This window comes from Geomonas sp. (assembly GCF_056994735.1).
Window position 1 is genome coordinate 15,836 of the sequence record NZ_JBXKJL010000038.1, and the last position, 15,498, is coordinate 31,333.

The following is a 15,498-nucleotide window of genomic DNA, read 5'->3' on the forward strand; positions in this document are numbered from 1 at the left end:
CCCTAGGCCGCCTTCCGGTTCGGCGCATCGCCCCGGCCGCTCCCCACGATCCTGCCGATGGAGAGTATCCTCCCCCGCATGCAGGAGCGGCATTCGGCGGCCGTTTCGTCGATGCACGCCTTGGAGGGGTAGATCTCGTAGTAGGCCCGGTACTTGCGGGGGGTCAGGTTCGGCATCACGATGTTGGCCCCCCGGGAGAGGCCGAGTTCCCTCCCCTGCGCCAGGTTCAGGGTGGCCAGGGCGGTCGTGCTCGGAATGTTCGCCCCGGGGCAGGCCAGGCGGGCCAGAGCCACGCTCTTGTAGGTGATCAGCTCGCTGTTGGGGACCTGCTCCCTCCCCGGCGTCGGCTGCGCTCCCGCGCCGAGCGGCGTGGCGGGGTGGGGGATGTAGGGGCCGATCCCGATCATGTCGAGATCCAGAAGACGGAAGGTCTCGATGTCGTTGGCCAGGTCGTCGTAGCTCTGTCCGGGGATGCCGACCATGACCCCGCTGCCGATCTCGTAGCCGAGCTCCCGCAGCCGGCGCAGCAGCGCGATGCGGTCGGAGCTCCTGGCGGCCAAGGGGGGGTGGATCAGGTCGTACAGCCTGCGGTTGGAGGTTTCGAAGCGGAGCAGGTAGCGGTCCGCGCCCGCCTCCCGCCAGGCCGCGAGCTCCTCGTCCTCCCTTTCGCCGAGGCTCAGGGTCACCGCAAGGGCCGTTTCCCTCTTGATGCGCCGGACGATCCTCTCGATGAAATCGGCGTCCAGTCCGTAATCCTCCCCCGCCTGGAGCACCACCGTGCCGTAGCCGTACTCGACCGCTTCCCGGGCGCAGCCGATGATCTCGGCTTCGCTCATCCGGTAGCGGACCACGTCCCGGTTCTCGACCCGGATGCCGCAGTAGCCGCAACTGCGGGCGCAGAAGTTGGAGATCTCGACCAGCCCCCGCAGATGGACCTCATCGCCGACGCTGCGGCGCCGCTGCTCGTCGGCCCGCTGCCACAGCCCGTTGAGCCGCTCTTCATCCGTTGTCCGGAGCCAGTCAAGTATCTCGTCCCTGGTCATGGGTACCACCTCGTTCAGGTTGCTTGCCGGGGCGATTCGCAATCGCCCGCATCTCTGTCGGCTCCGCATGGAAAAGAAGGTGCGGGCGTTCAGGCCTCATTAAACTGTAGGGGCAAGTTATGTGCCAGCTTCATGGGGACGGCAGGGCGGCTGGCGCGGGAGTGGCGCAAATGCTGAAGTCGCGCTGCCTCGCCGTGGGGGGGTGGCTGCCGTCCGGGGGGGGTGTCAAAAAATCGTCCAGTTCCAAAACGGCACACTTTTTTGTTCCATTCGCAAATCGAGGCACCGCGCGACCGCCGTGAACGCCAGGGCGGAACTTATGGTATACGCATGGGCCGGGACATACTGAAAACAGGTGTGATAACGCGTCCTTGCAGGGGTATACATCGGACCGGCGGCGCCTTTGGCTCCCGCCGGCGCGGGGGAGTTGGTATCGAACTTGCCAAGTAGAGAGAGAACTCGCCGGGATCCGCGCCCCGTTTACGCGATGCGCGAATCGCAGGCTCGATCTTGTAAACGGTCAATTTGTAAGGAATCTGAGGAGGTAACGGAAAGATGTTGGATGTATTGATCGGAACCAGTGTCCTTCTGCCAGTCGCCGCTGCGATACTCTGCTATCTCACGCGAAACGGCAGGGTCCGGGGCTATGTCGTCATGACGACCGGCATCATCCTGGTGGCAGCCTCCCTGCTTAACTACCATCACGGGCCCTTTTCCTACACGCCGGCGTCGATGCCCGGGCTCGACCTGAATCTGCTGGTCACCGCGGTCGATTTCGGACTTCTTTTCGTCATGTTCGGCATCGGCTTGCGGCTGGGCAAGCCGCTGATCATGCTCCTCACGGTGCTGCAGATCGTCCCTCTGGCCTGGTTCGAGTTCAAGATGGCGCACCATGTCGAGGTCGCTCCCGCCTTCTTCGGTGACGACCTCTCCATCATCATGAACCTGATCATTTCCATCGTCGGCTCCCTCATCTGCATCTTCGGCATCACCTACATGGAGGAGCACGAGCATCATCTCCGCCTGAAGAAAACGCGGCAACCCCGGTTCTTCTTCTTCCTCATGCTCTTCCTCGGGGCGATGAACGGCCTGGTCTTCGCCAACAACCTCCTCTGGCTCTATTTCTTCTGGGAGGTGACCACCTTCTGCTCGTTCATGCTGATCGGCCACGACAAGACGGAACTGGCGCTCAAGAACGCTTCGCGGGCGCTGGCGATGAACATGCTGGGAGGAGTCGCCTTCGTGGCAGGGATCATCCTCCTCTTCAGAAACACCGGGACGGCCGAGTCTCTCTCGCTGCAGTACCTGATCAAGGAGCACAGCCATCTGGCCGGTGCGCTCCTCCCCCTGGCGCTCCTCTGCTTCGCGGGATTCACCAAGGCCGCCCAGGTCCCGTTCCAGAGCTGGCTCTGCGGCGCCATGGTCGCCCCGACCCCGGTCTCCGCCCTGCTCCATTCGAGCACCATGGTCAAGGCGGGGGTCTACCTGATCGTGCGACTGGCGCCCGCCTACCAGGGGACCACGCTCAGCACGCTGGTGGCGACCTTCGGGGCCTTCACCTTCCTGACCGCCTCGATGCTGGCGGTGAACATGAGCAACGGCAAGAAGATCCTGGCCTACTCGACCATCGCCAACCTGGGGCTTATCGTCGCCTGCGCCGGCATCAACACCCCCGCCGCGATCGTGGCGGCGATACTGCTCATCATCTTCCACGCCATCTCCAAGGGGCTCCTCTTCCTCTGCGTCGGCACCATCGAGCAGAAGATCGGCAGCCGCGACATCGAGGACATGCGCGGCCTCTACAACACCTTCCCGGCCGTGGCCAGGATCACCCTGCTCGGCATCCTGACCATGATGATCCCCCCCTTCGGCGCCCTGGCGAGCAAATGGATGGCCATCGAGGCCGCCTCCGACATGCCGTGGGTGGTGGCGATGCTGGCGCTGGGGAGCGGCCTGACCGTGCTCTTCTGGGCACGCTGGGCCGGCATCCTGGTGAGCGGGGCGCACATAGAGAACGCCGAGGCCGACCGGGAGATTGCGACCCTCAAGGTCCCCATCAACACCCTGGCCCACGGCCTCTATGCGGGTAAGAACAGCTGGAGGGACCCGGTCGCCGTCAAGCTCCCCCTGCTGGCGCTGGTCTCTCTCGCCATGACCCTGTCCCTGGCGGCCCCCTGGATCTATTCACGGCTGATCGACCCGATAATTGCCGCCAATTACCTGGTCCTTCCCTTCACCGCTGGCACCTTCGGCATCTCCAGCAAGGTCGGCTCCTTCTACATCCTGCCGCTGCTGGTCGTCTCCGTGGTCGGCTATTCGCTGGCCGCCATCGCCGCCAGGAAGCACGGGCACATCGTGATCAGCGCGCCGTACATGTGCGGCGAGCAGTCGCAGGACCCCGGCCCGCCCAAGTTCCGGGGGCCGCTGAACGTCTGGTGGGATTACTCGGCCGCCAACATCTACGCCTCCGAATTCCTGGGCGAAGAAAGGATAACCGGCTGGATCAACGTGGGGGCGGTCATCATCCTGATCGTACTCTTCGCGGGGGCGGCACAATGAACCTGAACAATCTCCTGGTAATCACGCTGGCGGTACTCCTCTCCCCCGTTGTGGGCGGACTGATCGCGGGTCTGGACCGGAAGCTGACCGCGAGGCTCCAGGGACGTTTCGGCCCCCCCCTGCTCCAGCCCTTCTATGACGTGGCGAAGCTGATCGGCAAGGAGAAGATGGTGGTCAACCTCTGGCAGATCCTCTGCGCCTACATCTACCTGGCGGCGGCGGTACTCACCGTGGTTCTTCTGGCGCTCCAGTCCGACCTCCTCCTGATCTTTTTCGTGCTCGCCGTAGGCGGGGTCTTCCTGGTGATCGGGGCGCTCGCCGCGCCCTCCCCCTACAGCCAGATCGGGGCCCAGCGCGAGCTGATCCAGATGCTCACCTACGAGCCGCTCCTGATCCTGGTCTTCGTGTCGATGTACCTGGTGACCGGCAGCTACCGGATCTCGGAGATACTGAAATTCAAGGAACCGCTCCTGATCCCGTTGGCGCTTATGTACGTCGTGCTCGGCTACGCCCTCACCATCAAGCTGCGCAAGTCGCCCTTCGACATCTCCACCTCGCACCACGCCCACCAGGAGATCGTCAAGGGGGTGCTCACCGAGTACTCCGGCCCCTACCTGGCGGTCATCGAGGTGGCCCACTGGTACGAGACCATCTTCGTCCTGGGGCTCTGCGCCCTCTTCTGGCACACGAGCGCGCTCGGCATGACCGTCCTGGTGAGCCTCACCTATCTGGCGGAGATCATCGTCGACAACGTAACCGCCCGGCTCACCTGGCGCTGGATGCTGGGCTACGTCTGGTCGGCGGGGCTTTTGCTGTCGTTTGCCAACTACACCTGGATCTACGTGCGCTAGGGAACGCTTCACCGCCCGGGCGCGGCGAGCGCGTCCCCGACGCACGGGAAAACCGATTGCAGCCGAAACATGGGGCAAAGGAAACCAAATGCTACCGAAAAAACTGATGAACATGTCGAGAGTGAAGTCACCGTGGCTGGTCCACTTCGACTGCGGCAGCTGCAACGGCTGCGACATCGAGCTCCTCGCCTGCCTCACCCCGATCTACGACCTGGAGAGGTTCGGCGTTCTCAACGTGGGGAACCCCAAGCATGCCGACATCCTGCTGGTTACCGGCACCGTCAACCACCGCAACCAGAAGGTGCTGCGGAACATCTACGACCAGATGCCCGAGCCCAGGGTGGTGGTCGCCATCGGCGCCTGCGGCTGCAGCGGCGGGGTATTCCGCGACTCCTTCAACGTGGTGGGAGGGGTCGACAAGGTGATACCCGTCGACGCCTACGTCCCCGGCTGCGCGCCCAAGCCCGAGGCGATCATCGACGGCGTGGTCATCGCCCTGAAGGCGCTCTCCGCGAAGGGGAAGCAGGTGGACCGGGGGATTTTCGAGCGGCTCGGCAACACGCGTGAGGCGATCACCGCAAGGTGACGGCCAGCCAATAAGGAGGTCATTTTGAAGGAATTTGCACGAGTGCTAGGCGACTCCAACACGAGCACGGTCCCGGCGGATCGGATCGTTTCCTTTGCCAGGATATTCAAAGAGACGGGGTTCAGGTTCGTCACCATGTCGTCCAGCGACCTGGGGGAGAGCATCGATCTCCTCTATCACTTCGACAAGGATCTTGATCTGAGAAGCATGCGGGTCATCGTTCCGAAGGAGAGCGCCATTTCCAGCATCACCTCGGTGTTCTCCTGCGCCATGCTGGTGGAGAACGAGATCAAGGAGCAATTCGGTGTGGAGTTCGAGGGGCTCCCCATCGATTTCATGGGCACCATGTACCTGGATCAGGAGGTCCGGCGCACACCGTTTTGCAAGATAGGGATCACCAAGCGCGATCCCGCCCAGAAGGAGGCCTAGGGAAATGGCACGCACCACGTTACCGTTCGGTCCGCAGCATCCGGTTCTCCCCGAGCCCATCCATCTCTCCCTGGTTCTGGAGGACGAGATCGTCAAGGAGGCGATCCCCAAGCTCGGCTATGTCCACCGCGGCCTGGAGAAGATGGCCGAGATCAGGGACCACAACCAGATGATCCAGATCGTCGAGAGGGTCTGCGGCATCTGCAGCGTGCTCCATGCCCTCTGCTACTGCCAGGGGATCGAGGCGCTCATGAAGGTGGAAGTGCCGCCGCGGGCGCTGTTCCTGCGGGTGGTCTGGGCGGAGATGCACCGGATCCACAGCCACCTCCTCTGGCTCGGCCTCTTTGCCGACGCCTTCGGGTTCGAGAGCCTGTTCATGCAGGCCTGGCGCATCCGGGAACGGATCATGGACCTCCAGGAGGCGACCTCCGGCAACAGGGTCATCGTTTCGGTGAACCAGGTGGGGGGGGTCAAGAGGGACATCGACGCCGCCACCCAGAAGTGGATCCTCGACACCCTGAAGCTGGTGGAGAAGGAGGTGCTGCAGCTGAAATCGACCATCCTGGAGGACTATACCGTGAAGAAGCGGACCGTCGGCATCGGCGTCCTCACCAAGGAGAAGGCCTTCGAGCTGGGCGCGGCGGGGCCCATGCTGCGGGCCAGCGGCGTAGCGCAGGACATGCGCACCTTAGGTTATGCAGCCTACGGCCAGCTCGACTTCGCGCCGGTGGTGGAGACCGACGGCGACTCCTACGCCCGCTCGGCCTGCCGCTTCAACGAGATCTTCCAGGGGATCGACCTGATCAGGCAGTCCTTCGCCAGGCTTCCCGAAGGGGAGCTCGCGGTGAAGGTCAAGGGGCTCCCCAGCGGCGAGGTGGTCTCCCGGGTCGAGCAGCCCCGGGGGGAGTGCATGTACTACCTGAAGGCGACCGGGAAAAAGTACCTGGAGCGGCTGCGCATCAGGACCCCGACCTTCTCCAACATCGCTCCTTTGCTGGAGCTCCTTCCCGGCAGCCAGCTGGCGGACGTCCCGATCCTGATCCTGACCATAGATCCCTGCATCAGCTGCACCGAGCGCTGAGTACCGAGAGGAGACGACCATGTACATGCTCACCACGATCCTGAGGAACCTATTCACCGGCCCCGCCACCCGCCTCTATCCCTTCGAGAAGAGGGAGCCGTTCAGGAAGGCGAAAGGGGAGCTGAAGATCGACATAGGCAGCTGCGTCATGTGTACCGTCTGTCAGCTCAGGTGCCCGTCGCAATGCATCAAGGTGGATAAGAGGGAGAAGCAGTGGCATTTCGATCCTTACGCCTGCGTCTACTGCGGCGTCTGCGTGGAGGCGTGTCCGGTCAAGTGCCTGCACCAGGAGGAGGAGTATCGGGCGGCGGCGGCCCTGAAGAGCACGGAGGAGTTCGTGCAGGAACCGGCTCGGGAAGAGGCGCATGAGCATGCGGCCTAGCGCCGGGAAGGTAACCACCATTAACGTCTCCGGAAGGAAACCAGCATGCACGAACTGTCGGTAACCGAGGGTCTGCTCAACATAGTCACCGACCAGGTCAAGGGGACCAGTGTCGCCAGGGTCTGCGCCATAAACCTGGTGATCGGAGACCTGGCCAGCATAGTCGATGACTCGGTGCAGTTCTATTTCGACATCCTGAGCAGGGGGACCGTCGCCGAGCATGCCCGGCTCGGCATAACGCGCGTCGCGCCAGAATTCGGATGCCGCAGCTGCGGCCACACTTTCCGCAGGGACGACCGCAGCTACCGATGCAGCGCCTGCGGCGGCAACGACGTCGAGGTGACCAGAGGGCAGGAATTCTACATAGAGAGTATCGAGGTCGAGACCGATGAAGATTGATGTCCGCAGAAACATTCTGGAGGGGAACCAGAGGCTCGCGCTGGCCAACCAGGGGTTCTTTCGCGCCCACCGGGTCCTGGCGGTGAACATAATGGCCTCTCCCGGGGCCGGGAAAACCAGCACCATCCTCGCCACGATGGAGAGGCTGCGGAGCCGGGCGGCATTCAAGGTGATTGAGGGGGACATCGCCTCCCGGATCGACACCGACACCATCGGCGCCCGGGGCATTCCGGTGCAGCAGATCAACACCGGCAACATGTGCCACCTGGACGCCAACATGATCGGAAAGGTACTCGACGGATTCGACTACCCCGAGCCGAGCATCATCTTCGTCGAGAACGTCGGCAATCTGGTCTGCCCGGCCGAATTCAGCATGGGCGAAGACCTGAACGTCGTCATCGCCAGCGTCCCGGAAGGGCACGACAAGCCCTTCAAATATCCGGCGATCTTCATGAAGGCGGACGCCGTGCTGCTGAACAAGACGGACACCGTCGCCGCGTTCGACTTCGACCGGAGCCTCTTCTACGAGGGGGTGCGGGGGGTGAACAGGTCCGCGCCCTGCTTCGAGATATCGTGCCGCTCCGGAGAGGGGCTCGCGCCCTGGTGCGAGTGGCTGATCGGCAGGTTCCAGGAAAAGATCGCAACCAAAGCCCCCGAGGTTTCCGAAACCCCGGAGCTCTCGACAACGCTTTATGGCAACGCTGCGGGCGTGGCAGCATAAACAGGGAAAGGAGAACGGGTATCATGCAAACAGGATCGACGTGCCAGTTTACTGCAGGATGCGGACAGCCGCAGCGCACCAAGCTGCCGGAAAAGCAGTACCGGGAATTGAAGGAATTCATCGACCAGCTCCCCACCAAGGACGGCCACCTGGTGACCGCGCTGCACAAGGCGCAGAGCATCTTCGGATATCTCCCGCTGGAAGTGCAGCAGGCCGTGGCGGGTCTGATGGGGACCTCGCTGGCCCAGGTTTACGGGGTGGTCAGTTTCTACACCTACTTCACCATGGTGCCCAAGGGCAAATACCCGATCTCAATCTGTAACGGCACCGCCTGTTTCGTCAAGGGGGCCGAGAAGGTGATCGACGCCTTCAAAAAGCAGCTCGGCGTCGAGATCGGAGAGGTCACCAGGGACGGGAAATTCTCCATCGACGTCCTCAGGTGCGTCGGCGCCTGCGCCCTCGCCCCCGTCCTCACCGTCGGGGAGAAGACCTTCGGGAACGTGACGCCGGACCAGGTGAAGGACATCCTCGCCGAATTCTAGGCCGGAAACGGAAAGAGCGCCAAGCGCGGAAAAACCTCGCCCCTCCGGGGGGAGACTTTGTGACGCCAACTAAGGTGGAGGAGTACAAGAGATGGGAAAGATAGGCTCGCTGGATGATCTGATAAAACTACGGGATGAACTGAGGGAGAGCGCCGCGCTAAACCACAGGACGGTGATCAACGTTTCGCTGGGTACCTGCAGCATCGCGTCCGGCGGCGAAACCGCGATGCACGTCATGAAGGAGGAGGTGGAGAAACTCTCCATCCCCGACGTCGAGTTCAAGCAGTCGGGTTGCATGTGCTACTGCTTCGCGGAGCCGACCGTGGAGGTCACCCTCCCCGGCAGGGAGCCGGTGGTGTTCGGTTACGTGGACGAGGCGAAGGCGCGGCTGATCGTGAAGAAGTACGTGAAAGACGGGGAAGTGGTCGAAGGGGTCATTCCCGTCAACTATCAAAGAGCGGAGTACTAGACCGGGGGACCATTGATGGAAACAGTGAAAAAGCAGTACAGGATTGCCACCAGGAACTGTGGCTTCATCGATCCCGAGAGTATCAACGAATACATCTCCCAGCGAGGATATGAAGCCCTTGCCGTCGCGGTCACCCAAAAGAGCCCCGTCGACGTGGTCAACGAGATCAAGAAGTCCGGGCTGCGCGGCCGCGGGGGGGGAGGGTTCCCGACCGGCCTGAAATGGGAGTTCGCCAGCCGCTACCGGGCGGACCAGAAATACGTGGTCTGCAACGCCGACGAGGGGGACCCGGGGGCGTTCATGGACCGGGCGGTCCTGGAGGGGGACCCCCACTCCATAGTCGAGGCCATGGCGCTCTGCGGCTACGCCATCGGCGCCACCATCGGCACCGTCTACATCCGGGCCGAGTACCCCCTGGCCATCCGGAGGCTCAAGAAGGCGATCGACGACGCGCGCGACTACGGCATCCTGGGTGAAAAGATCTTCGGAAGCGGCTTCGACTTCGACATAGAGATCAAGTACGGCGCCGGCGCCTTCGTCTGCGGCGAGGAGACCGCCCTGATCCATTCCATGGAAGGGCAGCGGGGAGAGCCGACCAGCAAGCCCCCCTTCCCTGCCGAGGCGGGTTACTGGGGGAAGCCTACCGCGATCAACAACGTCGAGACCCTGGCCAACGTCCCGGCCATCCTCATCAAGGGGGCGGAATGGTTCGCGGGGATCGGCACCGAGAAATCGAAGGGGACCAAGGTGTTCGCCCTGGCCGGCAAGGTGAAGAACGTGGGGCTGGTCGAGGTCCCCATGGGGATCACGCTCCAGGAGATCATCTTCGAGATCGGCGGCGGCATCACCGGCGGCAAGGAGTTCAAGGCCGTGCAGACCGGCGGCCCTTCCGGCGGCGCCCTCACCAAAAAGGACCTGGACACCCCGATCGACTACGACAACCTGATCGCCAAGGGGTCGATGATGGGGTCGGGGGGGATGATCGTCATGGACGAGGACGACTGCATGGTGTCGGTCGCCAAGTTCTTCCTCGACTTCACCATGGACGAGACCTGCGGCAAGTGCACCTCCTGCCGGATCGGCTCCAAGAGGCTCTATGAGCTCCTGGACAAGATCACCCTGGGCAAGGGGACCCGGGAAGACCTGACCCGGTTGAGGCTCCTGAGCGAGACCATCAAGGACACCGCCCTGTGCGGACTGGGCCAGACCATGCCCAACCCGATCCTCTCCACCATGAGGGTGTTCGCCGACGAATACGCGGCCCACATCGACGAGAAGAAGTGCCCGTCCGGGGTCTGCAGCGCGCTCCTCCAGTACCTGGTCGTCCCCGAGAAATGCGTCGGCTGCACAGCCTGCGCCCGCGTCTGTCCGGTCAGCTGCATCGCCGGCAAGGCGAAGGAAGTCCACCTGATCGACCAGAGCAGATGCATCAAGTGCGGTGCATGCCTCGAAAAGTGCAAGTTCGTGGCGATCGTCAAAAAATAGAAAGGAGCGAGCGCACCATGTCCATCGCGAATATAACAATAGACGGCAAATCCATAACCGTGCCTGCCGGCAGCACCATTCTGGACGCCGCCCGGAAGCTGCACGTCGACATCCCGACCCTTTGCTACCTCAACCTGGAGCAGCTGAAGGTCAACAACCAGAAGGCGACCTGCCGGGTCTGCGTGGTGGAGGTGGAGGGGAGGCGCAATCTGGCCCCGGCCTGCGCCACCCCGGTCTCCGACGGGATGATCATCAAGACCAACACCCTCAGGGTGCTCAACGCCAGAAGGACGGTCACCGAGCTGATCCTGTCCGACCACCCCAAGGACTGCCTGGTCTGCCAGAAGTCCGGGGAGTGCGAGCTCCAGGACCTGGCCCAGAAGTTCGGCCTGACCGAGTCCCCCTACGACGGCGGCGCCATGTCCAAGTACCGCAAGGACTACTCCGAGTCGATCATCCGCGACATGGACAAGTGCATCATGTGCCGGCGCTGCGAAACCATGTGCAACGACGTGCAGAGCTGCGGCGTCCTCTCCGGCGTGAACCGCGGCTTCGACGCCGTGGTCGCCCCCGCCTTCGAGATGAACCTGAACGATTCGATCTGCACCAACTGCGGCCAGTGCACCGCGGTCTGCCCGGTGGGCGCCCTGGTGGAGAAGGACCACACCTGGTCCGTGATCGAGGCGCTGGCCGATACCGACAAGGTGGTGGTGGTGCAGACCGCCCCCGCCGTCAGGGCGGCGCTCGGCGAGGACCTGGGGCTGCCGGCCGGCACCCTGGTCACCGGCAAGATGGTCTCCGCCCTGCGCCGTCTCGGCTTCGACTACGTGTTCGACACCGACTTCGCCGCCGACCTGACCATCATGGAGGAGGGGTCGGAATTCCTGGACAGGCTGACCCGCTACCTGGACGGCGACAGGGAGGTCAGGCTGCCGATCATGACCTCCTGCTGCCCGGCCTGGGTCAAGTTCTTCGAGCACCAGTTCCCCGACATGCTCGATGTCCCCTCCACCACCAAGTCCCCGCAGCAGATGTTCGGCGCAATCGCCAAGACCTACTTCGCCGAGAAGCTCGGCATTCCCAGGGAAAAGATGGTGGTGGTGTCGATCATGCCCTGTCTGGCCAAGAAGTATGAGGCGGCCAGGCCCGAGTTCTCGGTCGACGGCAACCGCGACGTGGACATCGTCCTCTCCACCAGGGAGCTGGGGCGGCTGATCAAGCGCTCCAACATCGACTTCGTCTCCCTCCCCGATGACGACTTCGACAAGCCGATGGGCGAGTCGACCGGCGCCGCCGTCATCTTCGGCGCCACCGGCGGGGTCATCGAGGCCGCGGTCCGTACCGCCTACGAGCTCGCCACCGGCAAGGAGCTCCCCAAGCTCGACTACACCGAACTGCGCGGCCTGGACGGTGTCAAGGTGGCCAAGGTGCCGGTCGGCGACAAGACCCTCACCATCGGAGTCGCCCACGAACTGGGGAACGCCAGGAAGCTCCTCCAGATGGTCAAGGAAGGGAAGGAGTTCTTCCACGCCATCGAGATCATGTCCTGTCCCGGCGGCTGCGTCGGCGGCGGCGGGCAGCCGTACCACCACGGGGACGAGTCGATCCTCAAGAAGCGCTCCGAGGCCATTTACTCCGAGGACAAGAAGAAGCCGCTCAGGAAGTCCCACGAGAACCCGTACGTCATGGAGCTTTACGAGAAGTTCCTGGGCAAGCCGCTGGGAGAGAAGTCGCACCAGCTGCTGCACACCCACTATTTCAAGCGGGAAAAGATGTAGGATTGGAGGCACGAGGGGGGGCTCGTGCCGGCATCTACAGGAGGATGGTTCACCTTTTCGTTGCCACGGCTTTTGCGGAATTCCGCAAAAGCCGGGGCATTGTTTTTGCCGCTCGACAGAGGCGCCCTATTGGCGTAGCCGGGTCACCGCAAGTATTCGTGCGAAAATGGGCAACAAGCCCAATGTAGGGGCATCCCTGAATTGATGCAAGGAGGGGACATCTCCATTCGCACCCCGCTGCCTGTCCCGTCAGCCCCCCCTCCACAGTTGAACATGAACCGCAGCTCCCTCCCAAGCTACTGCGGCAAGAGCAGCCCTCCATTGGTTGTTGTCGTGGTCCCTGCAGTGACATCATTGGCAACCAGAGTCGAGTCGTCGATCAAGAGGGTGTTGCTGACTTTGATCTGCTCATTACTGTAGACTCTTGCCTTTCCTAGAAGCTGCAAATTGTTTAGAGGGAAGACACCGCTGTAGCTGTTCCCTACGGCGGCGACGGAGTTGAGGTTCCCCGCTGCCGGATCGATGTAGAGTGTATCTGCATTATTATCTATCAGCGTGAAGTACTGCTGCTGGTTCACGTTCGGATTGATCTTCATGCCTGACAACGTTGATGGCGTCCAGGTTGCAGTGGTGTCGATCAGGCTCGTACTAGTGATGACGGAGATCACACCACGGCCTACTGATTGGAGGATGGTGGAGCCATCCCTGGTGACCAGTCCGCGGTTGTCGATGGTGAGATCTCCAGTCGCCTTGGCACCGTCCTTGAGGTAGATCGTGCCTGCCCCTCCGTTGCGGAGGGGATCAGTGCCGTCCAGGCCGACCCCGCCATTGGCTGATATATTCGTGGTGGGCAGGGTGTTGGTTGTGTAGTACACGGCAATGCGACCGCCCCCGCCGCCGGAGCCGTCCCCGCCGGTGGTTGCCCCGGCCCCGCCGCGAGCCCGGATGGTTCCGCTGCCGGAGACAGCTGCTACGTCCAAACGGATTGCCCCACCGCTACCAGCACCAGCGGTTGAATTCATGCCGTCAGCAAGCAGAGAGCCATTTAACACCAGGGAAGGCGCCTTGATCTTTAGGAACCCGCCACCATTGCCGCCGGCGGAGCCGGAAAGGGTGTCTCCTCCGCCGCCAGCACCGATATCGTGTGGATCGAGCAGGTTACCATAGCTGGTGGCGACAAGAGCATTGGATTGGTAGCCCCCTAACCCGCCATAGCTCCCGCCGTTATGATCTTGACTCCCGGCTGTCGTGATGTTGCCCGCCGTTCGACCGGCGGCAGATGCGTTATCCCCCTGCCACCCGCCCAGGTAACCCTTGCCGCTGACATCGATCCGTGAAGAGGCGTCGACTGTAACAGCACCAGACTGGATATCAAGCCTCCAGGCGTTGGTGCTGGTGGCTTCCGGATGCGTGAGCACGCTCCCGGATTGGGCGGTGATGGTGCCGGTGACGTTGAGGTTGTTCTGCAACGACATCGTGCTGCTTGTCATGAGCAGATTGCCGGGGACCGTCACGCCACCCGCAACGGTAACACTGGCATTCTGCAAGGTAAGGTCCCTCGGTACCGAATAGTCTCCGGTGAAGGAGAACTGGGAGTCCTTCAGGGTGATCACGTTTTCGTTGGTGATCGTTCCAGTACCAGATATAGAAAATACGGCTCCTCCGACAACATCAAACAGCCGATAGTCTCCAGCCGGCACGGGCGTCTGATTGGTAGTAGCCAAGCCCCCGTTGCTGATGATGACATCGCCTTTAGCGAGAGCGTTATTCTTGAGGTAAATGGTTCCGGCTCCGCCGTTATTGCTGGAGGGCTGCCCGGTGCCCCCCTTCCCGCCGACGGCGCTTATCGAGCTGTTGAGTAACGTATTGGTGTCATAGTAGATTGCAATCCTTCCTCCTCCGCCACCGCCATTGTTGCCTGTTCCACCATTTGCGCTGATGGTCCCGCTTCCTGAGAGGGTTCCGACCTGGAGGAAAATGCCGCCGCCGCTCCCTCCCCCGCCTGACGCGCTGCCGCCATTGGCAAGGATGCTCCCTGAGAGGCTCAAGCTTTGCGCCAAGATCCTGATCAGCCCGCCGCCATTGCCTCCTGGATAAGGAGGACTGAAATCGGCCCCACCTCCGCCGCTGCCTATTTCATTGGGCTGCTGCATTGTGCCGTATGGCGTATTTCGGGTGAAATAGGTGTAGCCCCCCCATCCACCGTAACTACCGCCGGACCATCCGACGCTTCCTCCGGTCAGGTTAAGCGGATTCGTCATGCCGCGGCTGCTGCCGTTAGGACTCACGAAGCCTCCGAGGTAACCCCTGCCGCTGACGTCGATCTTTGAAGTCGCGTCAATGGTGACCGAAGCCGCATTAACCTCGGCCCTGTAAGTGGCGGCGGTAGTTGCACCGAAATGTGTCAGCGTACTCTGGTTGGCAAGGGTGAGGTTACCGTCGACAGTTAAAGTGCTGTTGAGAGTCAGCGTGCTTTTGTTAATCGCCAAGGCACCGGAAACGGTCACGGCGCCTGACACATTGAGGGTGCTGTTAGTCAGCGTCAGGTTCCCCGTCAGCGGCAGCGCGGTGCTTAGTGACAGTTGACTGTTGTTCAGCAGCAGATCTCCCGGAGTTATATATCCACCTGCAGACAGGGAGGAATCATTTAGAGATATCGGAGTTTCGGTAGTGAAGTTCCCGGTGACGCTGATGACAGCACCGCCGCTTACAGTGACGGTGCCATAATCACCTCCCGGGACAGTCGTCACATTGGTGGTTGCCATGCCGCCGTTACCGAGAATGAGGTCGGCTTTCGGCCTGCTATTGTTCTTGAGACAAATGGTTCCGGCTCCGCCGTTATAGCTGGTGGGCTGCCCGGCGCCCCCCTTTCCGCCGCTGGCGCTAATCGAGCTAGTAGGTAGCGTATTGGTGTCATAGTAGATTGCGATCCTGCCTCCTCCGCCACCTCCGCTGCCGCTGGTCCCACCATTTGCGTTGATGGTCCCGCTCCCTGACAGCGTTCCGACCTGAAGGAAAATACCGCCGCCGCTTCCTCCCCCGCCTGACGCACTGCCGCCATTGGCGAGGATGCTTCCGGAGAGGCTCAAGCTGTTCGCCACGACTCTGATCAGCCCGCCACCGTTGCCACCCAGATAAGGAGTACTGTAATCGAACCCACCTCCGCCGCTGCC

Annotated in this window: 14 protein-coding genes; 12 read left to right on the top strand and 2 right to left on the bottom strand. The window is 62.3% G+C overall.

Translation table 11 applies throughout. The features are described from left to right. Positions 1-2: 2 nt before the first annotated feature. Positions 3-1,112: a [FeFe] hydrogenase H-cluster radical SAM maturase HydE gene (gene hydE, locus AC11W3_RS01920; RefSeq protein WP_484091787.1), complete on the bottom strand. Its 1,110-nt coding sequence runs from the start codon at positions 1,110-1,112 to the stop codon at positions 3-5. Positions 1,113-1,598: 486 nt separating this feature from the next. Between hydE and AC11W3_RS01925 the strand changes: the two genes are divergently transcribed. The 12 genes from AC11W3_RS01925 (at position 1,599) to AC11W3_RS01980 (ending at position 12,325) form a co-directional block, all read left to right on the top strand. Beyond that, complete coding sequence (locus tag AC11W3_RS01925) at positions 1,599-3,602, top strand: NADH-quinone oxidoreductase subunit 5 family protein (RefSeq protein WP_484091788.1); 2,004 nt, start codon at positions 1,599-1,601, stop codon at positions 3,600-3,602. Continuing rightward, positions 3,599-4,453, top strand: coding sequence for a respiratory chain complex I subunit 1 family protein (locus AC11W3_RS01930; RefSeq protein ID WP_484091789.1), 855 nt, complete (start codon positions 3,599-3,601; stop codon positions 4,451-4,453). The genes AC11W3_RS01925 and AC11W3_RS01930 overlap by 4 nt, the downstream gene beginning before the upstream one ends. A gap of 88 nt (positions 4,454-4,541) precedes the next feature. Next, positions 4,542-5,039 carry an NADH-quinone oxidoreductase subunit B family protein gene (locus AC11W3_RS01935; RefSeq protein ID WP_484091790.1) on the top strand — a complete coding sequence of 166 codons (498 nt, stop codon included), beginning with the start codon at positions 4,542-4,544 and terminating at the stop codon, positions 5,037-5,039. Between the two features lie 24 nt (positions 5,040-5,063). Further along, complete coding sequence (locus tag AC11W3_RS01940) at positions 5,064-5,468, top strand: NADH-quinone oxidoreductase subunit C (RefSeq protein WP_484091791.1); 405 nt, start codon at positions 5,064-5,066, stop codon at positions 5,466-5,468. A 4-nt stretch (positions 5,469-5,472) separates the two neighbouring features. Beyond that, the gene (locus AC11W3_RS01945) at positions 5,473-6,549 is read left to right on the top strand and encodes a hydrogenase large subunit (protein WP_484091792.1); all 1,077 of its coding nucleotides are present in this window, start codon (positions 5,473-5,475) and stop codon (positions 6,547-6,549) included. Between the two features lie 19 nt (positions 6,550-6,568). After that, the gene (locus tag AC11W3_RS01950; RefSeq protein ID WP_484091793.1) at positions 6,569-6,931 is read left to right on the top strand and encodes a 4Fe-4S dicluster domain-containing protein; all 363 of its coding nucleotides are present in this window, start codon (positions 6,569-6,571) and stop codon (positions 6,929-6,931) included. Between the two features lie 45 nt (positions 6,932-6,976). Continuing rightward, complete coding sequence (gene hypA, locus AC11W3_RS01955; protein ID WP_484091794.1) at positions 6,977-7,330, top strand: hydrogenase maturation nickel metallochaperone HypA; 354 nt, start codon at positions 6,977-6,979, stop codon at positions 7,328-7,330. Next, positions 7,320-8,051: a hydrogenase nickel incorporation protein HypB gene (gene hypB / locus AC11W3_RS01960; protein ID WP_484091795.1), complete on the top strand. Its 732-nt coding sequence runs from the start codon at positions 7,320-7,322 to the stop codon at positions 8,049-8,051. Before hypA ends, hypB begins: the two co-directional genes overlap by 11 nt. Positions 8,052-8,074: 23 nt before the next feature. After that, positions 8,075-8,593: an NADH-quinone oxidoreductase subunit NuoE family protein gene (locus tag AC11W3_RS01965; protein WP_484091796.1), complete on the top strand. Its 519-nt coding sequence runs from the start codon at positions 8,075-8,077 to the stop codon at positions 8,591-8,593. A 91-nt stretch (positions 8,594-8,684) separates the two neighbouring features. Continuing rightward, entirely contained in the window at positions 8,685-9,062 is a 378-nt protein-coding gene (locus AC11W3_RS01970) for a (2Fe-2S) ferredoxin domain-containing protein (RefSeq protein ID WP_484091797.1), read from the top strand. A 15-nt stretch (positions 9,063-9,077) separates the two neighbouring features. Beyond that, positions 9,078-10,547 (top strand): NADH-ubiquinone oxidoreductase-F iron-sulfur binding region domain-containing protein, encoded by a 1,470-nt coding sequence (locus AC11W3_RS01975; RefSeq protein WP_484092399.1) that lies wholly within the window; start codon positions 9,078-9,080, stop codon positions 10,545-10,547. Positions 10,548-10,564: 17 nt separating this feature from the next. Further along, positions 10,565-12,325 (top strand): NADH-dependent [FeFe] hydrogenase, group A6, encoded by a 1,761-nt coding sequence (locus AC11W3_RS01980; protein ID WP_484091799.1) that lies wholly within the window; start codon positions 10,565-10,567, stop codon positions 12,323-12,325. 296 nt (positions 12,326-12,621) lie between these two features. Here the strand turns inward: AC11W3_RS01980 and AC11W3_RS01985 are convergent. Then, the coding region (locus AC11W3_RS01985; protein ID WP_484092400.1) for a beta strand repeat-containing protein at positions 12,622-15,498 on the bottom strand (2,877 nt) is incomplete at its 5' end.